Here is a 20,801-nt window from a genome sequence, read left to right as displayed (position 1 = left end):
TCACATTCCAGTAAGCCCTTAGCGGATTGAAAGACTATTGAGGAAATTGTCAATTCTGATTTGATTGAACTGTGATGGGGGGTCTGGCTTTGATCAAAGGTTGCATTAGCTGGTCGTAGGTAATCATGGGAATATCAGGCATTTACTTTTCTCACATAACAAGGGTCTTAAGGCTTTCAAAATCCTTAACCACATCATATTTAACTGGTTTGCCGCCAAGCTCTGTATTTAACTTCTCAAAGAAACGTTTAGCGCAGTCTATCTTGGCATTTTCAACGCCTTTCAGGTCTAAGGAGGACATTGAGCCTTTGGTTTCTGCTACGAAGAAAACGTGTTTGACCATGTCTTCTTCAAATGCGATTGCCCAGTCGGGGTTGTAGTCTCCAACAGGCGTTGGAATGAAGAAACCACGAGGAAGCTTGGCATAGACGACAACGTCCTTATTAACCTCTAATTCATCAACGAATTTATCTTCGATGCCTGAGTCCGTGATAACGTAATTATACACATGTCTGTTAGGTGAAGGTCTTGCGCGACTGAAGTCTGTGATAGCCTGGTTCTCAGTGAAAATCTCCGCATCGTCAAATTTGTCGGCAACGGTATCGTAAGCCAAGTGTTCGATGATGACGGTCGCCTTTTGTTCATTGATAAGTTTAATGGCCAGGCTAATGAAGTCTTCCGGGTTGTACTGAAATTGAGCGAATACCGCATTGTTAAGTTGTTTGAGAATCGACGCGACTGTAGAGCGCTTGAGCTTGGTTCCTTCGGCAATCTTGCCTAGCAAATCGTACTTAACAGCCGAGTGAATTGATTGCTTGTAATCTGCTGTTTCTTTCTCACTGACTTTGAAACTGTTACCACTGGCGACTTGCTTCATTGAAGCATTATCAATTTGTTCGCCTCGCTCGACAGTGAATTCAAGCTTTCTAACTCTCAACTTTTCATCAAGATATTTGGTGGATTTCTCAACGAGTTCGTCGCTATTGAATTGAACGGTATACACCGCTTTTCGGTTGATATGGTTCCAAAGCTCTTGAAACTCCTTCTTGTGAAAATTGTTGTTTCGGTGATTTGTCTTCGTTTTACGCTCGTCTTCCATAGACGGCAGTGCTGCGTCGCTGTATACGCTATCGATAAGCTGAAAGACTTGTTCCGCGTAGTTTGAAAGCGGTTCTGGTAATGTGGCCAAAGACCCTTCTCGTTTCGCCTGGTGATACTCTTCAGAAATGTGGTCATCAAGATCCGTATACTCATGTTTAGCAAGATAACGATATATGAGTTTTGCCATCTGTGGCGTCACTTCTACATTACCGTCATTTGTAACGAGTAACTTACCTGTAAAGTAGCTTTCATCCGCAACTCTAGGCCGAGCAGATAGGGTTGAGGCAATATCTTTCTGAAGCGCGGATACAAAATCTTTGTAGCCTTCGCTTGCGACGACGGTCAATCTATTTACATCGTGAACCACAGAAGGGTGGTCAATTCGCTCTCCATATTGATTCACCGCTAAACGTAAGCCTCGTCCAACTTCTTGTCTTCGTGAAACAGTGTTATCGCTGTGTTTTAGCGCACAAATCACAAAGACATTAGGGTTATCCCAACCTTCACGAAGGGCTGAGTGAGAGAATATAAAGCGGGTGGGCTCACTGAAGCTAAGTAATCTTTCTTTGTCTTTCAGGATAAGGTCGTAAGCATCGACATCATCTGCTTCGGTCGTTTTTTTGCCAAGTTTGGGATCAACCAGCTGCTTAGTCTTCTTATCAATTGAGAAGTAGCCGTTATGGGTTTTATCAAAATGGATCGACTTTAAGTATCGTTGATAAGGCGTATCTTCCAATGATGAAACTTCATTAAGTATGTGCTTGTATTCTTCCTCGAATATATGAGCGTATTCACCCTTCTCATCTTCAACGGAATAGTCTCGATACTTCGCAACTGCATCAATAAAGAACAGTGTGAGAACTTTGATCCCCTGGTCGAATAGCTTTTGCTCTTTTTCGAAATGAGCCTTAATTGCTTCACGGATTTGGATGCGACGAATGATCGACTCGTTAATGTCACCGCTCGCTTCGCCTACTGACAGCTCGACGCCGTTAGTGAAAGTAATTACATCAGTATTTGCATTGATGTCGGATACCACAAATCCTTGGTATTGGTTTAAACCTTCCGACAAGTCAAAAAGGTTAGTGCCTTTGGTTACCTTTCTTAAGTCCTGGACAATATCCCCATTTTTGCGTTGAACTTCGAGTTCAAGTCTTGCTACGGGTGGTTTGTTGGTTGAGATATCAATACCTTCCAAGAACAAATAGGCATTGGTACCTGCCAAGCCTTTTGCTGTGATACCACGAACACCGATCTTCTTAACCAGCTTTTGGTTGTAGGCATCCAGCGCATCGAGTCGGTAAATTTTGTTGTGTTCAGTTGCATGTGTTGCTGAGTAACGGAGCATGAATAATGGATTGAATTCTGTGAAAGACTCTAAGGTCTTCTTGCCTTCCATTTTTTGAGGTTCATCCAGAATCATAATCGGACGATTCGCTTTGATCACATCAATCGGGCGGCGTGATTGGAAGTCATCTAACTCTTCATAGATTCTCCGTGCGTCTTTGCCTCGCGCATTAAACGCTTGCACATTAATGACCATGATGTTGATGCCCGCGTCCGATGAGAAGCCTTCGAGCTCATGCAAGCTTTTTGAGTTGTATATAAAGAACCTGGCCTGCTTGTGGTACTCCTCTAGAAAATGCTCACGCGTTATTTCGAGTGACTTGTATACGCCTTCTCGTATCGCAATACTAGGGACCACAATTATGAATTTGTTCCAACCATATTGCCGGTTCAGCTCAAATATACTCTTGATGTAACAGTAGGTTTTACCCGTACCAGTTTCCATCTCAATATCCAGGTTTAGCTTGCAAACTTTATTGCTCGCCAAGCTGGAAGATTGCGGTAAATTTTGTTTTCGCTGGATTTGCTGGATGTTTTCAAGCAATTGAAGATCACTCACCTGAATATCGGCATTCTTAAAACCCTCATCTAAAAGGGCTTGTGTATCCTTGACGTTTCCAGGATCGATGCGATATCGCGTAGCAGCATCATTGGGTAGCTGGCCTTTAAAGCAGTCTACAACTGCTTGAACCGATGCAGCCTGGTAAGCTTGATGTTTAAACTTTAATCTCATGCAGGAACCCCTACCAAGGCTTCGAACTGCTCTAGCCAAGTGTTAAATAGAGGGCACTTTTCTCTCATCTTTGGGATACCAATTTGTTGGGCAATGGCGATACCAGTGGTGGTTTTGGCGAACTTTTCGTGTGGAGACCATTTATTGAGTCTTTTTGAGGGAGCGGTTTCTGGGCTGTTGTTGATCGCTTCGGGTTCTCCGCATTCTTCCAAAACCGCGGTTACCTCCCTTTCCGCTATATTCAGCTCGGAAGAAAGTATTTCTGCATCACTAAAAAGTAGTGCTTCGAACTCATGTAAAGCCATGAAAGGAATAAAACGATCTGCAGGTCGTTGCTCAGGAAAGAGGTCGTTCACCTCTTGTTGCACTGCATCGTTGAGATGTTGCGCGATTTGAGAGGGTAGGAGATTTAAAGCCAGTGTTTCGAGCCCCGGCCATTCTTTGGTTCCATAGTAATCTATCAGCGTAGTGACATAGGTGTCTGCGCGTTGCTTAAGGTGTAGACCAAGATCTCGTTTGACTCTCACGAAGCGCACGTCACCGCCTTTTTCTCCCGGCTTTGAAACTTGGGTCGCATTCATATAGATCTTCTTTTCTGCGAGGTAAGGGGCGAGCAATTGTTCTACGAAGACTTGTTCTGTTTTTCCTTCAACAATCGCGATTACTTCAATGTAATCACTCATAGCGTGGGCCTCCAGCGATAACATTCTTCGTCCATAACTCGCCGACAGAGTAGCTTTCTAACCACTCTGAAAAGTCTTTCTCGTTTAAACGTTCAAAAGTAGAGGCTCCGTCCTTTCGATTAACGACAACGATATCTTCAATCGCAAACTGATCGATCAAAGCGGGTGACTGCGTTGCTACGATGACTTGTGTGCGCTGCGCAGCTTGCTGTATTAATTCACCTAGAATAACGATGGCTGCAGGGTGCAACCCTAGTTCTGGTTCATCAATAATGATTGTTGAAGGCGGATTCGGCTGCAATAATGCCGTAGCTAAGCATATAAAACGAATTGACCCGTCAGATAGATGATAGGGTTGCATCGGGTAATCGGAACCTTTCTGGTACCAACTGATATTAACTTGTTCTTTATCCCCACTTTTTTGAGGCTCTAATATGAAATCATCGAAGAAAGGTGTTACCAAACGAATTGCATTCAGAATGGCTTTGTAATCCGCAGGATATTCGTCCTTAAGCTTCAATAGGAATGGACCAATATTTGACGCGTCTTCGCGTAAAACTTTGTTGTCTTGGATAATTTCATAATGGCGCATGCTAGCCGTGCTGCTAGTGTCGTGAAAGTGATAGATTTGCCAGGATGAGATAGCGTCGTAGACCGGTTTGGAGTATTGAGCATCACTCTTGTCTTCCAATACCTCTTTTACGAGTTTAGATTTACCTTCTTCACTATCGCCAAGTTCCCACCAACGATTGTTGTAAGCGTAGTAGCGGGCTTCATCTTCGATAGCGCACTTGTCCGAAGGTGTTGGAACCAGGTTGAATCTGAACCCTCTATTATCGAAGTGCGTGGTGAAGTGCATCTTCTTTGTGGTTTTTCGGCCATTAAATAGCAAGTCGCCAGCGCCTCCACTATCTCTAACATAGCGATTCAGATTTCCGTCAATTAACGCTTGAAGTAATCTGAAGAATGAAATCAAATTACTTTTACCAGCACCGTTTGCGCCAACGATGACGTTCAAGTTTTTGAGCTCAAATTTGTTTAAGTCTTTAATTGACTTAAACCCCTTAATAGTAAGTTTATCTAACGACGTGCTCATGGATATCTCCTTAGATAGACTTCACTTCAGTGTGTGGTGAAAGTTGTTTAAAGATTTGCTCAACATTGATTTTTACATCGTCGTTGGCAAACCCTGCGTCCCGGAATACGACTCTTAACGGCTCTTTTTCGCAAAGATTCTTGACGAAGTCTTCGTCTATGCCTTCGTCCTTGTCGAAGCATGCGACCAAGGCATTTGTATCGACATAGAAAACCGTTTTACCTTGAATAGTTTCTCTTTGAATAGGTAAGGTAAGGTCAACCCCCCAGTCGAGCATCACCTGGAAAAGGAGGTCTTCTTCGGTACGGTCTTCCTTTACATTGTCGACTTGGCTGAATAGGTCTTCTTGGGAAATGGTATCTGGATAGTAGTAGACCTCTGCCATATTTGAGCTATCAACCTTTAGAGCGCGGTAGCCGATATCTAACTCTTTAATGTATTTGGAATCCTTATTTTTCTCTACGATCTTCTGACCAGCTTTAAAAATTCTTTTTTTACTGACTTCCGAAATATTTTTATATCCAGCTTTGAATGCTTCGGATTTTTCCGAACAAGGCTCCGGAATTTGAACCATTATAAATCTTCTATTTCCAGTATCTTCTAGGTTCACTTGCATTGTTGCGTCAGCTGTAGTTGCTGAGCCACAAAAGAAATCCATGATAATGTCTTCGTTACTAGGGCTAGTAGTAACTTTAATTATCCTCTTCAATAGTTTTGTTGGTTTCGGTGTATCAAAGATTTTGGGAGACTCTAGTAGATCAAGAACCTCCTTGGTTGCTTCATCATTACTACCAGTCTCATCTGAGTCCCAGATACTAGGGATCACTTGCCCATCGGATTCTGACAGAAACTTTTTAATTCGGGGAACGTTATCACCTGAAGAGCCGAACCATATACGATTATCATTCCTTAACTTTTCAAATGTAGCGGGTGCTATTCCCCATGATCTTCCTTCTGGCGGGCCAATCACTCTTCCGCTTGGTAAGTTAACATCGAAATACTGGTCTTTTGTAGCTCTGCCAGTCATGCCCGTCATATCGACAGAAGCCCATGGTCCTCTAGGATCGTTATCTGGATTAGTAAACGCTTTTTTTCTACTAGAACTTAGAGGCATTTTGGATATAGCTGATTTAGGCTGAAGATTATTTTTTACGTAACAAAGCAATGTGTCATGAACGCTTCCTATTGTTGCGCGAGCATCAGGTGACGACCTCTTTTTCCAAGATATGGATGACACGAAACAATCGTCGCCAAATATTTCGTCAGCTATTTTTCTGAGGTTTGATGCTTCACCGTCATCGATACTAATAAAAATTGCACCATCATCCTTGAGCATATTTCTGCATAGCTTCAACCGAGAATACATCATCGAAAGCCAATCCGAATGAAATCGACCGTTGGCGTCGGTATTTGCCACTAACTTCAAACCTTCTTCGTCTTTTTCGTTTGATCTGATTTTGTAATCCTCGGCATTTTCTGCAAAGTCATCTTCGTATATGAAGTCACTTCCAGTGTTATATGGGGGATCTATGAATATGAGTTTGATCTTTCCTAGATAGGTTTCTTGCATAAGCTTTAAGGCATCTAGGTTATCCCCTTCAATAAACAAATTTTTAGTAGAGTCGAAGTCAATGCTCTCATCTCGCTGAGGGAGTAGTGTTTTTGAAATTGGAGCATTGGCCGACAAAAGTGCTTCGCGCTTCCCCGGCCAATTTAGTTGATAGCGTTCTTGTGGGCCTTCTACGAGATGGCTAGATAGCTCTTGCTTTAGCAAATCAAAATCAATGGACTTGGTGAGTTCACCCTGCGCATTCTTGGCTTCCGTGACGCAATTAGGGAATAGCGTGGCCAGCTTTTCGATATTTTGCTCGACAAAGTTGGGGCTATGCATTTTCGGTTTATCCATTGTTTGATGTTCTCTTGTTTAATTCTTTCTATCTAAGTGCTTGTGTTGCTGTTAGCTTTTTGTTGAGAGCGCTGCAAGTTCTTCTTTCGCGTGATTTACGAGCTGATTAATTTCAACTTTGCGATTGAACTGTTTTTCTTTATGCAGCTTATTTTCTAGTTTCTGAAGTTCTTTCTGTTTGGTTCTTATTGCAGTTATCCGGTGAATCTGGTCTTTGAGTGATTCCCCTGATTTAGCGGGTTCACTTATAAGCCGTCTCAGCAAATGTTCGTAAAGACCATTCAGGTTTGTTTTCGCTGGTAATTTCTCAGCGCTTTCCTCTTCTCGTACTGGGCAATAGAAATAGTCTTCAACCACCCACTGAGATGAATCTGCTTCGTGCGGGCGTTTGTAAGCCATTGCATATTGTTGCTTGCCCTCATCATCCTGGATGCAATAAAAAATAGGGAAGGGGATAGCTTTGTCTATCGTTCTCAATATTGCTTCATCTACCATCAGGTCATCAGAGTTCGATTGGTATGCACCTGACTTTAGGGGTCTATTTGGTTTTAGATAAAGGTCAAATATCTGAATCTCAGGTACGCTTTTAGTTGCAGGTATGTTGATCGTCTCAGGAGAAAGCTTAAATTGCCAAACGATACGATCTACCAATCTCACAAACTTTTGTTTAATGGCATGGCTAGGCGAGGCATATTGATAAATTTTCTCTTTTGGGAGCTTCTTTCCAAATTGAGCTGACTCAGGAAGCAAAAGCTTCGCGCATTCTGCCTTATTGCAAGGCATTGAACTAGGCATTCTGCCAGCCTTGTGCATCTTCACCCTGAATGACGATAAAGTTTATCAGCTCAAAGTCTTCAAGCCCCGCGATGGTATGGGTGAGGGCTGTTGTTTTGTTTCCTGTGAATAGACTGTCTAAATCCTTTTCTTCTTTTAGCTCGACCATCGTTGCGATTGCTTGATCCAGGAGTTCTGAATAGCGCTCCATGTCCTTGCCATCATTAGTTGCTCGGTTAAAAACCTCACATGAAGAGTCAATTGGATGGTTCTTCCCTTTGCACGCAGACCTTACACGATCAAGAAGTGGCTTAACCTGTGTATGGTTGATCACCACTTCGCCATCGTTATTCAAATAGATTAAGTAATAAGGGTGTAAGCGGTTTTGTTGGTTGATATTGACGCTGTGATTCCGGTTTCTTAATACAAAGATAACGCCTGGTATCAAGCCGCGTGTCTGATCTTCGGGCACAACCGCATGAAGACCGTTAGGTAGATTAGTGAGTTCTCCATTTGATTTGATGTAGTTCAGCAAATCCATGCGGAAATCATTCAAGCCAAGGTCTGTAATGGCTACGCCTGTTTTCACATCTTCCAGGTCGATGACTTCATCTTGCAGTCGTCTGAGCTGCTCTTTTCTGTAAGCGACGTCATTGGATTCAACATTCAAAACATTGTCGTCACCTGTGGCGGTAATGTCTGAAATGACCATTCGGTTTTCAACGCGTTCTTTCAGGTTGATGTACTCATCAAGGGATATATCTGGCCAGTAGTTCACGAGCTGAATACTCTGGTTCTGAGAACCAATACGGTCTACACGTCCAAAACGCTGAATAATGCGAACCGGGTTCCAGTGAATGTCGTAGTTAATCAGGTAGTCGCAATCCTGAAGGTTTTGGCCTTCAGAGATGCAGTCTGTGCCGATAAGGATATCCAGCTCGCCTGGCTCATTGGGCAATACCGCTGCTTTCTCTTTTGAGCGAGGTGAGAATAAGGTTAACAAGCTTTGGAAGTCATATCCTTGACCTAGCGTTGATTTAGGTGTGCTACTTCCCGTGACCTTTCCTGTATGGATATCTTGAGCTTTGTTAAAGTACCCAGCAAGTTGGTCATACAGATAGTCCGCTGTATCTGCAAAGGCAGTGAAAATGATGACTTTCTTATTGCCGGGATTGATTGGATGATTAACTTTTTCATCAACATGGGCTTTCAAGTGTTGGAGCTTTGCATCCTCTTGAGGCGTTACCTTTTCCATTTCTTTGAGTAACTCTTCTATTACCTGAAGATCGTTTTCGAGGTCATGCTGCCAAGACGGTAGGTCCATGTCGGCTAGATTGATCTTGATTTTGCCTCCGGTAGAGAACGCATCGTCCATATCAGCCATGTCGTCATCAAAATCAAATTCTTCATATGCAGATGCAACATCATGAAGATTGATATCTTCTCCATTGCTTAGATAGGCATCTATGTCGGCTAAAGTGTTTCTATGGTTATCGCGAAGGTTTTTTAGCGTCAGCCGGAATGAATGTACAGAGCTTTCTAAACGCTTCAATAAGTTAGTCACCATAAGGCGTTGCAGGCTTTTCTCTCTGTCCGCCTGGCGTAATTTGCCTTTGGTGCCAACATCGGTATCGTACAAGTCTTCATACTTAGCGATTCGGCTTGGCAATATGTAACTCACCGGTGCATATACCGCGAGTTTTAGAATTGAAAGCTGTGAGAATATCTGATTGAAACCAATGACATCTCCTCTCAATGTCAATGGAGGGTGATATGAGAGCGGTGGGCGTCTGTCTGGGAAACGACCGATATCTGAAGTATCGTAAAAGGTTTCAATGTGTTTTCTTGAACGAGCGATGGTGACGCTGTCTAATAACTGGAAGAAATCAAAGTCCAGGGTATCCAGGATTGCGCTTGCGGTTCTTTCTTCTGGCGAAAGTTCGGACCATTCGTTAAAGACTTTCTGTGCTCGCTTAAAAATTTCTTCAATTGTACTTTGCGTACCAACTTGCTCTCGGAAGCTCTCTGATTCCCCTTCATATGCAAGCGCGAGTTGATTCTTAAGGTCGCTAAATCGATTGTTCACCGGTGTAGCCGAAAGCATCAGGACTTTTGTTTTTACTCCTGCTTTGATAACAGAATTCATTAGCTTCTGATATCGGGTTTCTTTGTCCTTATAAACATCGTTGTTTCGGAAGTTATGAGATTCATCGATAACAACGAGGTCGTAATTACCCCAGTTGATACGATTTAAGGGGATACCAAATGACTCTCCAGAGGTGCGTTGTAAGTCTGTATGGCAAAGCACATCGTAATTGAACCGGTCTTTAACGAAAGGGTTAGTTGTCAGGTTACGATTATAGTTGAGCCAGTTATCTGCCAACTTCTTTGGGCAGAGAACGAGGACTGATTTATTTCGCAGCTCGTAATACTTCACCACCGCTAGCGCAGTAAATGTTTTACCTAATCCAACGCTATCCGCCAGGATACAACCATTGAAGGTCTCTAATTTATTGATCAACCCTGTTGCGGCATCTCTTTGGTAGTTGAAGAGTTTCTGCCAGATAAGACTGTCTTGATAGCCTGTTAAGTCATTAGGGAGAACGTCTTCAGAGATGTCTTCCAGGAACTCATTGAAAATGTTGTAGAGCATCAAGAAGTAGATGCGTTCAGGTGAGTTTTCCTGATAGATTCCTGAAACGTGTTTTGTCAGGCGCTCGGTTACATCTTCGAGCTTATCCTGGTCCGCCCAGATCTGTTCAAATAGATTAAGGTAGCTGGTTGTCATCGGTTGTTCTTCAAACCGATTAACGAAGTTACTGACCGCATCGCCTTGTTGGTATCCAAGATCGACGGCGGTAAAACCATGCAAGGGGTTGTAGATGCGTTCTTCTCCGCCTTGTTTTATCGCGGCGAACTGCTGCATGGGTGCTTTAGTCGTATTGGAACGGAACGTCGCTTTTCTACGAATCCAATCGGCACACTCTTTGGCGATTGCTTTTTGAGTGAGCTTATTCTTGAGCTGTATCTCGAAATCCGTCCCATAGAATGCTCGTTCACGCTCACTCTTGGGAATATGGAATTCACGCTTTTCTTTCTTGATGCGGTCACTGACTTGCTCTTCAACGAAAGTAGGTGCCGTGAAGATAAACTCGAAGGAATCAACCTTTTCAAGTTGTTCTTTAAGAGCTTCGTAGGCGTAGATTGAAAAGCAGGACGCTGCGATTTTCAGCTTGGAGTTAGGTTTGATTGATTGCTTTAAGTCATCACCCAGAAGGTCGTTGATGTTATCGATGATCTGCATCACTAGCACCTCCTTCCGCTGAAGCACTGTTTTGCTGATTATTTATCCACTCTTCAAGGTCTTTCCTTTTGAAACGCCATGCATTGCCTACTTTAAAGGCCGGTATTTTTTGACTGGATGCCAGGCGGTAGACGGTCCGGTCGTTAACCTTTAGGTAGCTCGCGACTTCTTTAATGGTGAGAATTTCATCGGTCATAGTATGTTCTTATAATGATGAAAGTGGGGATAAATATTCACAGGCGTCAAAATAGTACAAATGAGTACATAGGGCAATGCTTGATACTATGTGAATTGTGGTTGTATCGCATATTTTATGAGAGTGGTAGACTTTATTGATTTGCTTGGTTCTTAGCTGGTATGAGTGTATCAGCTTTTAGCTCAAGGAAAAGGAAGCATGCCAACAGACATGGACAGAAGATTTACAAAGTCACCATTGGAGTCATAAAATCTCAATTCCCTAACTCCGAAATTGATAGTCGAGCGGGTGTTTACAGTAGCTGGATTCTGAGGGTATTCAGCGTTGGTTGGCTGAGTCCCGCCGGGAAGTGTTTGCGGTTGCAGTGGGTTATTGTTGAGCTGCGTTGATGATTGAGATGCAATTTCGGCGCTGTTTGCTAACGTGACAAACATACGCCGAAAACGCTGCGTTCGTGTTACCCGGTGCGCCGTTATTGAACGCGAAGTAATATTTCAGTCCGTCGGTTTTTGGCTCGTCCTTCGTCGGAGTCATTCTCTGCGACCGGGTAATATTCCCCTCGGGAAACGGCTTCAACCTTTTCCGGCTCCACACCTTCGGACTGCAACAGACGAACAACGCCTACAGCGCGTGCCGCGGCAAGATCCCAATTGGATGGGTAGCGGTTGGCCAGGCGCCCTGTGATTGGAATGTTATCAGTATTGCCAATCACCCGGATAATATAAGGCGAGTTGGCCAGTTGGGCGGCGACTTTCTTGATCACTTCTTTCCCTTTTTCGGTCAGTTCTGCCTGTCCGGATGCGTAAAGGATGTCATCTGAAAGGTCCACTTTTATATCATTTCTCAGCATTTCGATTTTGATCGAGTTCTCTTCAAGCTCCTGGGAGAATGTAGAGCGCAGCTCGGCCAGCTTGTTCGACATGCTGTCTTCCTTGGCGGTTAGTTTTGCCTCCAAGGCTGCCTTTTCCGAAACCGCCAATGCGTTGTTCGCTTGTAAAATTTCCTGTTTTTCCCGTAGCGCCGCAATTTCTTCCGTCAGCTCTTTCTGGGTGTTACGTAAACTTGAGTTGTTTTCAGTTTGCGCCTGTAACTGCGCTTCAAGGGATTGATTTTGACTCAATGCGTCATCGTATGTGGATTGACTGACGCACCCTGTTAACTGGAATAATGCGCCTGCCGTGACAACTGCGAATACTTTTTTCATGTCGAATCCTTTACCATGATTAGATTAGGTGATTTCAAGCAATGCAAAAGGATTAGTGTTTTCGAAGCGATTGTCAACTATATGGGCAATTGTTGAATTTAGACGTCATTGTCCGCTACTTTGGCGATTGATAATTACCCGGACGAATATTCACCTGTTCAACTCAGACAAAGGATTCTATCAGAGTGCTCGAATTGATTACGCTTGGAACCTCTTCCGGTGTGCCCACCCGTTATCGCAATGTTTCGGCGACTGCGATTAAACTTACCCAGTCGAAAAAATGGCTCTTACAGGACTGTGGCGAAGGCACCCAGCATCAGTTATTGCGTACACCCCTGTCGTTGCAGCAGCTGGATGCGATTTTGATTACCCATGTTCATGGTGATCATTGTTACGGACTGCCAGGTCTTCTGGCTTCTGCCTCGTTGCAGGGACGTAAGCGAAAGTTAATGTTAATCGGGCCTCGTGATATCAAGCTTTTTATCGATGCCGTTATGCAGTTCACGGGGCTTTATCTGACCTTTGAGCTTGAATTTATCGATGTCGAATCCGTTTCAGTGTTGGATCTGTCCTGGGTCAGGGTTGATAGGGCAATGTTGTCTCACCGTGTTGCCTCCTATGCATATGGTTATGAAACGGTTCCAACTCGGCCTGGGTTGGATGTTGTCAAGCTCCGTAATCAGGGGATACCCGAGGGGGCTGTTTGGGGGCAGTTGAGTCGGGGAGAATCAGTCAATATTCCAGATCGACCTGATCTGGGTACGATACAGGGTTCTGATTATCTGTTGCCACCTCCAGCCGCGCTTCGAGCGGTCGTGGCGGGAGATAATGATACACCGGAGTGTCTCCGGGATTTTTTACGAAACGCATCGCTATTGATTCATGAATCGACTTACACCCAAGCCATTGCTGAAAAAGTGGGGCCCGGCCCACAACATTCCAGCGCCCGTTTGATTGCCAGGTTTGCGGAAAAAATGAAGTTACCCCACTTGGTTCTCACCCATTTCAGTTCCCGGTATCTGAATAATCCCAATGCAGAGCAATCAATCCGGCATATTCAAGAAGAAGCAACGTCCAGCTATTCCGGGTGGCTATCACTGGCTGAAGATTTTGATTGTTATCGTATAGATGAGGCCGGTAAAGTGCTTAAACGCTCAAGTTCCGAATGGTTATCCGTGAAGTGATATCCTGCAGTGATGGTTCTGTCAGGTGCGGAATTTTGCTCGATACTGTGTGGGGGAGAGTCCGGCATAACGCTTGAATAGCATTCGGAAATGCGTTGCGTCGGTATACCCTACCGCCAGACTGACCTCTTCAATATTCTTGCGGGTGTCGCTGATGAGGTTTTTGGCCGCTTCAATACGGACTTTCTGTAAATAGTTCAGGGGTTGCTCGCCAGTTGCATTTTTGAAGCGTCGCTTGAAATTCCGCGGGCTCATGCAGATTTTTGCAGCCAGAGTATCCAGATTCAAGATGCTCGCATAATCGCTTTCCATGATTTCCTGAGTTTCCGCAATTACAGGGTCGTTATGGGCGCGTTGATGTAATAACGCAGAGAATTGTGTTTGCGATTGTCGACCCGTATCCAGAAGAAATGCATTGGCGCAATCTATAGCTGTTTTCTTGTCGTAGTATTTTTCAATCAGGTACAGCGACAAATCATTACAGGCACTGGCACCGCCGCTGGTGATCAGGCGGTCTTCTTCGACGATCAGGTGTTCCGGGGTTAATCGCACATCAGGAAAGTGTAGCCGGAAAGTTTGTACCAAGCCCCAATGTGTTGTGGCTTGTTTGCCACACAGTAAGCCCGTGGCGGCCAGCAATGCGCTGCCTGAACAGATTGAGGCCAGTGTTGCACCTTGTTCGTATTGTTTTCGTAGCCAGGGTATTGCCTGCTTATGTTCTTTCAGCAAAGTAGGTATGTTATCGCCCCCTGAAGTGATCAGAATCAGGTCGAATTCATGGGTGTTATTGATTGCATCCTGAACGTTGAATTCGAAGCCGCTCAGCCCTCGAACGCTTTTGCCATCAATACTGACCAGCTTAACTTTGAAAATTGGTTTCACAGGCTTGCCGGTTAATTGGTTATAGGCCGTACCGGCTCCCATGAGAATTTCGAGGGGCCCTGTTACGGTGGAAACCAGACCATTGTTGAGTACAAGTAATGCAACTCGAATCATGAAAAGCCTCAACCTGAATGCGTGTTCGGAACGGGGAGACGCTTAATTATGTCTCATATGGCTAGTTAATATGTCATATATGACAGGCGAGCGGCAACTCTTAAATGCGTATCATAATGCCTGAGAGAGGACTTGGATTATCGATAGGAGCAGAGATCATGGCGATAGAATCACCCTCGATGGGCTCGTTGGCTTGGGGCAAACAGACTGGTGGGCGAATTAATTTCAGGGAGCAGTGGCAGTATGCGAGAGGTGCGGTGGTTGAACAGACTGCAAGCTTGGTCAATCATCTGCCTTTTCTAAAGCAGTTAACGGGTAAAGGGGATGGGAAATCGAGTCTGAGACTTTCAATCGAGCAGCTTGAGCGGATTACCTTTCCCGACACACTAATTGTAAAAGAGGCTCAAGCGTATGTGTCCGCGACTGCGACGCCTGCGCTTTTTAATCATAGTGTTAGGGCATTTTTCTGGGCCACGTTGATGCGCTTGCAGGCGCAGCATGAACTGGATGAAGAAGCGTTTTATCTCAGTTGTCTGTGGCACGATATGGGGATTACCGATCAATACCACGGCCAGTGCGGTGCTACCGGATGCTTTACCTTGGATAGTGTTGCCGCATCCGAGCGCTTTTTCGCACAGAAGGTTTATGATCCCGCAAAGGTTGAAATCATCAATAATGCGATTACGTTGCATATCAATCCTGAAGTTAGTGGTACCGAGCAAGGTTGGGAAGCGCACTATCTAAATGCGGGTACAGCATGTGATGTACTCGGAGCCAGATTGAACGAAATCGATAAGCGCTGCCGGGACCATGTTCTGCAGGCCTGGCCCCGTCTGGCGTTTAAAGCGGAGTTGATCGACGCCTTTCAGCGGGAAATTTTGCTGCATCCCGACTCTCGAATGGCATTGATGAAAAAATTGGGCTTTTTCACGATGGTGCGCCGGGCACCGTATGTCAGTTGATCGATCTATCGTATTAACAGGAGTTTACAGTTCAATCATAACGTCTCTTTCTATCTTGAACTATAATCTGTCCAGGAGTCAGTTTTTTCTGGTCAACATTCATGTGGAATGGTCCCATGATGATACAGATAACGGAATAGTCAGAGATATAAAGCAATGAATCGTCCAATACTATGCGCCGCTATTCTGGCGCTCACGCTTTCCCCTTTGAGCCATGGCGGAAAGCTTTATAAAATTGTTGATAAAGATGGCAACGTTACCTTCAGTCAGTTCCCTCCCTCACCACAGGAAACCACTGAAGGTACTCAGGTTGAAGAGAAAAAAACCAGAGGTCAGGGTGAAACCGCGATCTCTGTCAAAGGGCTGGTAAAATATTGTGGGGATATCGCGCTGCCCTCTGAAGAGAAGCGTGGCGATTATTTTTATGCAGACGTATCCAATCGCCTGGAGAGTTGGGAGCGGCAGCTTGAGTATAAAGAGCAGCGTCTTCAGAATAAGCAGGCGAGCTATACCCAGTCTGCCAAGTATTCAGGGTATTATGGCAGCAGCAGTAGCCGGTCGCAGTCTATGGTTGAGGGTAGCCAGGAGATCGGTCAGGAATTACGAGATTTGCGTTGTGCCATAAGCTGGGCAAAATCCCAGCACCGGGCTTCAGTGGATTCCCGAATTGATGCCCAAAACGAAATGGGACGATTGCAGCAGAACCTCCGGGATATTGAGCTGAAACGCGCTCACCATTGTGGTCAAGAGCCCGAATATAATCCGTCAGATTCCCAAAATGCATACTTGCGTTCCCGGTGGCAAGAGTGCAGCAGAGAATACCGTGCGGATATTCGCAGATTAGAGCGCATGATTCGACAAGAATCCAGAAAGCTTGAGCGATACTAAGCGCGATGCGCGAGCCGCAATTTGCGATGCTCGCGCTGCTGGAAAATCAAACCTGATCGTTAATTTTCGGATTGTTGAATAAGTTCGAACAGTTCACGTAACTGTGAATTGACCGCCTCTCCATCCATTACGAGTTGCACGAGCGCTTTGATGTGTGTATCGAGCATACTCAAGATATAATCTTCTTGTTCTTCTGATAACGCGGTCACAATCATGGTTTCCCGCATATCGTTAAAAAGATCATTCATCAGTTGATGGGCTTTTTGGCTTTGCTGACTGACATTGTCCTTGATTTCACCCATTAACGCTTCAATTTTATCGCTACTACGCCGGATGATGCTTTCGTTCATCAACGATTTGAGGCGTGTGTCTGCACCCACCACCAGTGATGCAAGTGTGTCCTTCAGCCGACCGTATTCATCCGGATTGTCGAGCGGCATATTCTTTACCAGGATCGAGATATGCGGTGCGTTGTACAGCGTTCGCTGGTGAAAATCTATAATCCGTCCGTGCTGCCAGGCTTGATCGATCAATTTGGCAACCAGCGGTGAAGAAATATCATAGGGGGTACAAGTGAATGTTTCGGCAGGCATGCGAACCTGAATTTCGCAGTTTAGGCCCAAAGAATCCAGTGTTCTGAATAAACTGTGCATTAATGCATCGGTGCTTTCCGCTACGGAAACTTCGGTCAAAAATTCAATAACACGACCCAGCTGGCTGGAATCAGACATCGCATTAAAGGCTACTTTTTGCGCCATTTGTGCATCGTCTTGTGCCCTGCGAGTGCGTTCTTTAAGTGTGCAGATGGATTGGAGTTTGGCGATCAGTTCCCGACTCCGTACAGGTTTGACTATATAATCATCACCGCCGACTTCGAAACCTTCGACGATATCATCATCCCCCCCCATTCCGGAAAGAAAAATAAAGGCGCTGTACTCAAATGCCGGTTTCTCTTTCAGCATCCGGCATAATTCATACCCGGAGATGCCTGGCAAATTGACATCCAGAAGAAAAATATCAATGCCTTGGTTTGTGTTTGCCTCACTGAGGGCTTCGTCGCCTGAAGCTTTGCCGATAACCCGATATTCATCATTAAGTAGTTCTGCAATGGTTTCTCTGATTTCCGGATCATCATCCACAAGCAGGATCGTTTTCATGTGCTCTATCCCTGTTATTTTATTGTTGCCTTAAGAGTATAGACTGAATTTTTGAGTGTGTGATTTTTGTTCAGTTAGGCGTCCGGGCGCACGCTACCTGCATCTTGAATTCGGAGCGATTAGTATTGTCGTTAAATGACAAATGCGTCACAAAGGTTCAATTGGTGAATGAAACTGTCTTTTTCTGTCCTCACTCAGGCTCCTCTGTGAAGACTATCATGCGCGTTTTAAATCAATTTAAAACAATAACGACTTAAAAAATGAGGCCTGAACATGAGACTTAATCAATCGTTATTGCTGTTGCTGTCATTCTGGACGTGCTTTGCTTACGCTGAGTCGTACGTTTATGTCACCAACAGCACGATGGAAACGCTGACATTAGACACCCGGCAAACCGGGCATGATAATATTGTCCAAGGCGATCAGTGGGATCAATTGGCGTCGACTGTACCGCCATTGGCGACGGTAAAATTTTTACGGTTTAACCGGGATGAAGGAATTAAATGGGGCAGGGAGTATTTTTTTACGACGACTGCAACAGGTGCGTTTAGTGAGTTTGTGATGCGCCAAAAACTCGTGGGTACGATGACTTTCAGCAAGATGTGGTTGTCCGCGGAAAATGATCCCTGGCATTATGATCGGGATATTCACCGAATAGCCCAGGATTTCGATGGAAAACCTTCGGAGCTGGCATTCCGATCCCAGTATGCTCGGGTGTCCGGTGATGATATTCATTATGTGATTGGTAATAACTGGCAACCTGTTGAGTCTGCAGCGCAAGCGAATCACTTCAAGATATTAAGCTACAATACCTGGGCGTTGTTGCCTGGAATTGAGGCTAAAAATACCGCCAATAGACTGGATACCATTGCAGAATATGTTACCGGGTATGATGCTGTTGTATTCCAGGAAGTTTTTGATCCGATTCTGGCCGCTATTTTTCGCGCCAAGATTCAAAAGGAATACCCCTACATCACCTCTGTCCCATTTAAATTCGGTAAAATTCTGACGGGCGGTTCTTTTATTGCCAGCAAGTGGCCCATTGTGGAAGAGGACACAGAGGTGTATGAAGCCTGCAGAGCAGACGGGTGTCTTGCCTCCAAGGGCATAAACTATGCAAAGATCAATAAACAGGGCCAAATGCTGAATCTGTTCGGAACGCATACCCATGCCTATACAAGCCAGGAAGATATTACTATTCGCTTTACTCAATTGGCACAACTGCAAACCTTGATTGAAAGCAAGAATATACCCGAGTCTGAACCGGTCATTTTAGCGGGTGACTTCAATGTTGATAAGATCCACTTTCCAGAAGAGCATTTTTTCTTCCTGGAGTTGTTGAACGCTGAAGAACCGACAGCCGTTGGTGAGTATGCACACTCTTACGCGGGACCGGTAAATGTGTTTGCGGATGATCAGTATACAGAATACCTGGACTACGTCTTGTATTCCAAGGATCATCTGCAGCCCTTGTTCGCGACCAATGGGTTGTTGGTGCCCCGTAGTCAAACCAGCCAACACTGGGGAACCTGGGATTTATCTGATCACTATCCCGTTGCAGGTGAGTTTGTCTTTCCGGTACAGTAGCGGGATTGTGGCTAAATCGCCATTCCATTATCGGAAAGACATCAGGTATTCACCATGGTTACACTGCTCCTGAATCTAAAGCTCAAATACAAGTTCTGGCTGGTTAACGCAGTCGCTTTTCTGGTGACGTTGAGCATCGTCATCTTTGCGTTGATTTTCGAGACTCAGGGCCAAAGCGAACGAATTGCTGAATTACAGACAACCCAGTTAGAAGGGGTCAAACGGTGGTCTGGATCTGTAGATAAAGCGGTATTCGGTGCATTCGTCACTGAGGTGCAGAATTTACTGTGGTTACAAAACGGCGTGTCAGTGACCGCAGATCCTGATGCGCTACCTGCGTCAGTACTCGCTGAAATACGGAGACAGCTGGTGCCCAATGGCCGCTTTAAAACAAAGGTTCTGGTGATTCAACCTGAGGCGTTTCTTGCACCCGATAACATCGTCGTGTCGGCAATGAAACTGGAGGCCCATTCCGGAATATTGCTGGCTTATTCGACTTCGCCAACCCTGTTTGGCTTGTTTCTACAGCGCGCGAGCAATTATGCTCCGGTTGTCGCGGTGCTGATGATCGTGTTATTAGTCGCCTCGCAATTGTTGATATCGTTCATTGAACGACATGTGAACAAGCTCAAACAGGTCATGGTTTATGTGCAGCAAAACAAAGATCTGACAGCACGAGTTCCCATAGACAGTTCTGATGAAGTAGGGGATATGGCTGATGCCTTCAATAAAATGCAAATTGGGCGTCAGGAAACGATGACCGCGATACGGGAAGCGGCGCAAACGTTGCAACAAACTTCACTCTCATTAGCGGGTTGCAGTGACCAGTCTGCAAGGTCCATCGCCGCACAGCAAATACAGACAGATATGCTGGCCTCGGCAATGACTCAGATGGTCTCGGCAGCAAATGAAATTGCAGATCGGGCGCTTGAAACCCAGCAAATATCTTCAATTGCGGCGGACAAAACTCATCAGGGAGCGCAATTGGTCAGCGAATCCAAAGGTGCCATTGATCAACTTTCCGGGCAGGTTAATCAAGCTTCGGAACGCGTTCAAATGCTCAATCGTGACAGTCACGAAATTGAAGATGCCACCAGTACCATTCGCACGATAGCAGATCAGACGAATTTGCTGGCGCTGAATGCTGCAATCGAGGCTGCTCGTGCCGGGGAGTCCGGACGTGGATTTGCGGTCGTGGCGGATGAAGTCAGAAAACTGGCGATTCATTCCCAGGAGTCGACGGATAAGATTCATGAGGTTGTGCAGCGAATTCGTTCTGCAGCACATGATGTTCGGGTTTTGATGCAGCAGAGTCACGAGCAAACCAATGTCTGTGTCACAGCTGCAGAGCAGGCTGCTCGGGCGATGGATGATGTCAGTGGTGTCGTTGCTCAGGTAAATGATAAAAGCATGCTGGTCGCGTCTGCCGCAGAAGAGCAGAGCCAGACGAGTCGGGAAATAAACGAAAATATTGCACAAATTCGGGAGGGAACCCGTACTGCAGATTTGAATACATCCGAAGTGATTCAGAATACACGGGATATTACGACCCAGGTCGAGAAATTATTCAACCGTGTCCAGCAAATGAAGGTTGAATAATTTCATGTGAATCGTGCCCATTGGACTTGGGCTCGCTGAAGCTGAAAATCGTCCAGTCAATGTTGGTCTGGACTATGCTATCAC

Annotated in this window: 15 protein-coding genes; 5 read left to right on the top strand and 10 right to left on the bottom strand. The window is 45.1% G+C overall.

Annotation, left to right across the window (positions count from 1 at the left end):
- Positions 1–151 precede the first annotated feature (151 nt).
- The 8 genes from OLMES_RS20690 to OLMES_RS20655 form a co-directional block, all read right to left on the bottom strand.
- The gene (locus OLMES_RS20690; RefSeq protein ID WP_087463011.1) at positions 152–3,181 is read right to left on the bottom strand and encodes a type III restriction-modification system endonuclease; all 3,030 of its coding nucleotides are present in this window, start codon (positions 3,179–3,181) and stop codon (positions 152–154) included.
- Complete coding sequence (locus OLMES_RS20685) at positions 3,178–3,864, bottom strand: DUF4276 family protein (RefSeq protein ID WP_087463010.1); 687 nt, start codon at positions 3,862–3,864, stop codon at positions 3,178–3,180. The genes OLMES_RS20690 and OLMES_RS20685 overlap by 4 nt, the downstream gene beginning before the upstream one ends.
- Positions 3,857–4,960: an AAA family ATPase gene (locus OLMES_RS20680; protein WP_087463009.1), complete on the bottom strand. Its 1,104-nt coding sequence runs from the start codon at positions 4,958–4,960 to the stop codon at positions 3,857–3,859. Before OLMES_RS20680 ends, OLMES_RS20685 begins: the two co-directional genes overlap by 8 nt.
- A 10-nt stretch (positions 4,961–4,970) precedes the next feature.
- On the bottom strand, positions 4,971–6,866 hold the full coding sequence (locus tag OLMES_RS20675) for a site-specific DNA-methyltransferase (RefSeq protein WP_087463008.1): 1,896 nt from the start codon (positions 6,864–6,866) through the stop codon (positions 4,971–4,973).
- A 51-nt stretch (positions 6,867–6,917) separates the two neighbouring features.
- The gene (locus OLMES_RS20670) at positions 6,918–7,661 is read right to left on the bottom strand and encodes a DUF4391 domain-containing protein (protein WP_157678426.1); all 744 of its coding nucleotides are present in this window, start codon (positions 7,659–7,661) and stop codon (positions 6,918–6,920) included.
- A complete protein-coding gene (locus OLMES_RS20665; protein ID WP_087463006.1) occupies positions 7,654–10,944 on the bottom strand; it encodes a helicase-related protein in 3,291 nt (1,096 codons plus the stop codon). The genes OLMES_RS20670 and OLMES_RS20665 overlap by 8 nt, the downstream gene beginning before the upstream one ends.
- Positions 10,928–11,140, bottom strand: a complete 213-nt coding sequence (mads1, locus tag OLMES_RS20660) for a methylation-associated defense system helix-turn-helix domain-containing protein MAD1 (RefSeq protein ID WP_087463005.1) — start codon at positions 11,138–11,140, stop codon at positions 10,928–10,930. Before mads1 ends, OLMES_RS20665 begins: the two co-directional genes overlap by 17 nt.
- A 472-nt stretch (positions 11,141–11,612) precedes the next feature.
- Complete coding sequence (locus OLMES_RS20655) at positions 11,613–12,344, bottom strand: OmpA/MotB family protein (RefSeq protein ID WP_087463004.1); 732 nt, start codon at positions 12,342–12,344, stop codon at positions 11,613–11,615.
- 185 nt (positions 12,345–12,529) lie between these two features.
- On the opposite strand from OLMES_RS20655, the gene OLMES_RS20650 reads away from it, so the two are divergent.
- Entirely contained in the window at positions 12,530–13,528 is a 999-nt protein-coding gene (locus OLMES_RS20650) for an MBL fold metallo-hydrolase (RefSeq protein WP_087463003.1), read from the top strand.
- A gap of 21 nt (positions 13,529–13,549) precedes the next feature.
- Here OLMES_RS20650 and OLMES_RS20645 read toward each other — a convergent pair whose 3' ends face one another.
- A complete protein-coding gene (locus OLMES_RS20645; RefSeq protein ID WP_087463002.1) occupies positions 13,550–14,524 on the bottom strand; it encodes a GlxA family transcriptional regulator in 975 nt (324 codons plus the stop codon).
- A 158-nt stretch (positions 14,525–14,682) separates the two neighbouring features.
- Between OLMES_RS20645 and OLMES_RS20640 the strand changes: the two genes are divergently transcribed.
- Both OLMES_RS20640 and OLMES_RS20635 read left to right on the top strand, forming a co-directional pair.
- On the top strand, positions 14,683–15,486 hold the full coding sequence (locus OLMES_RS20640) for an HD domain-containing protein (protein ID WP_087463001.1): 804 nt from the start codon (positions 14,683–14,685) through the stop codon (positions 15,484–15,486).
- Between the two features lie 156 nt (positions 15,487–15,642).
- Positions 15,643–16,374, top strand: coding sequence for a DUF4124 domain-containing protein (locus OLMES_RS20635; RefSeq protein ID WP_087463000.1), 732 nt, complete (start codon positions 15,643–15,645; stop codon positions 16,372–16,374).
- Positions 16,375–16,433: 59 nt separating this feature from the next.
- Here OLMES_RS20635 and OLMES_RS20630 read toward each other — a convergent pair whose 3' ends face one another.
- Complete coding sequence (locus tag OLMES_RS20630) at positions 16,434–17,531, bottom strand: response regulator transcription factor (RefSeq protein WP_087462999.1); 1,098 nt, start codon at positions 17,529–17,531, stop codon at positions 16,434–16,436.
- 273 nt (positions 17,532–17,804) lie between these two features.
- On the opposite strand from OLMES_RS20630, the gene OLMES_RS20625 reads away from it, so the two are divergent.
- Together OLMES_RS20625 and OLMES_RS20620 are read left to right on the top strand one after the other, a co-directional pair.
- Positions 17,805–19,118, top strand: a complete 1,314-nt coding sequence (locus OLMES_RS20625) for a sphingomyelin phosphodiesterase (protein ID WP_087462998.1) — start codon at positions 17,805–17,807, stop codon at positions 19,116–19,118.
- Positions 19,119–19,172: 54 nt separating this feature from the next.
- On the top strand, positions 19,173–20,717 hold the full coding sequence (locus OLMES_RS20620; RefSeq protein ID WP_087462997.1) for a methyl-accepting chemotaxis protein: 1,545 nt from the start codon (positions 19,173–19,175) through the stop codon (positions 20,715–20,717).
- The last annotated feature ends 84 nt before the right edge of the window (positions 20,718–20,801 follow it).

It is taken from the genome of Oleiphilus messinensis (assembly GCF_002162375.1).
GTDB lineage: Bacteria > Pseudomonadota > Gammaproteobacteria > Pseudomonadales > Oleiphilaceae > Oleiphilus > Oleiphilus messinensis.
Note: the sequence above shows the minus strand (reverse complement) of the source record. Positions and strands in the feature narration are given on the sequence as shown.

Bases quoted from the DNA above. Each gene is read 5' to 3' on its own strand.
- OLMES_RS20690 (WP_087463011.1), bottom strand. From the start codon at position 3,181: ATGAGATTAAAGTTTAAACATCAAGCTTACCAGGCTGCATCGGTTCAA.
- OLMES_RS20685 (WP_087463010.1), bottom strand. From the start codon at position 3,864: ATGAGTGATTACATTGAAGTAATCGCGATTGTTGAAGGAAAAACAGAA.
- OLMES_RS20680 (WP_087463009.1), bottom strand. From the start codon at position 4,960: ATGAGCACGTCGTTAGATAAACTTACTATTAAGGGGTTTAAGTCAATT.
- OLMES_RS20675 (WP_087463008.1), bottom strand. From the start codon at position 6,866: ATGGATAAACCGAAAATGCATAGCCCCAACTTTGTCGAGCAAAATATC.
- OLMES_RS20670 (WP_157678426.1), bottom strand. From the start codon at position 7,661: ATGCCTAGTTCAATGCCTTGCAATAAGGCAGAATGCGCGAAGCTTTTG.
- OLMES_RS20665 (WP_087463006.1), bottom strand. From the start codon at position 10,944: ATGCAGATCATCGATAACATCAACGACCTTCTGGGTGATGACTTAAAG.
- mads1 (WP_087463005.1), bottom strand. From the start codon at position 11,140: ATGACCGATGAAATTCTCACCATTAAAGAAGTCGCGAGCTACCTAAAG.
- OLMES_RS20655 (WP_087463004.1), bottom strand. From the start codon at position 12,344: ATGAAAAAAGTATTCGCAGTTGTCACGGCAGGCGCATTATTCCAGTTA.
- OLMES_RS20645 (WP_087463002.1), bottom strand. From the start codon at position 14,524: ATGATTCGAGTTGCATTACTTGTACTCAACAATGGTCTGGTTTCCACC.
- OLMES_RS20640 (WP_087463001.1), top strand. From the start codon at position 14,683: ATGGCGATAGAATCACCCTCGATGGGCTCGTTGGCTTGGGGCAAACAG.
- OLMES_RS20635 (WP_087463000.1), top strand. From the start codon at position 15,643: ATGAATCGTCCAATACTATGCGCCGCTATTCTGGCGCTCACGCTTTCC.
- OLMES_RS20630 (WP_087462999.1), bottom strand. From the start codon at position 17,531: ATGAAAACGATCCTGCTTGTGGATGATGATCCGGAAATCAGAGAAACC.
- OLMES_RS20625 (WP_087462998.1), top strand. From the start codon at position 17,805: ATGAGACTTAATCAATCGTTATTGCTGTTGCTGTCATTCTGGACGTGC.
- OLMES_RS20620 (WP_087462997.1), top strand. From the start codon at position 19,173: ATGGTTACACTGCTCCTGAATCTAAAGCTCAAATACAAGTTCTGGCTG.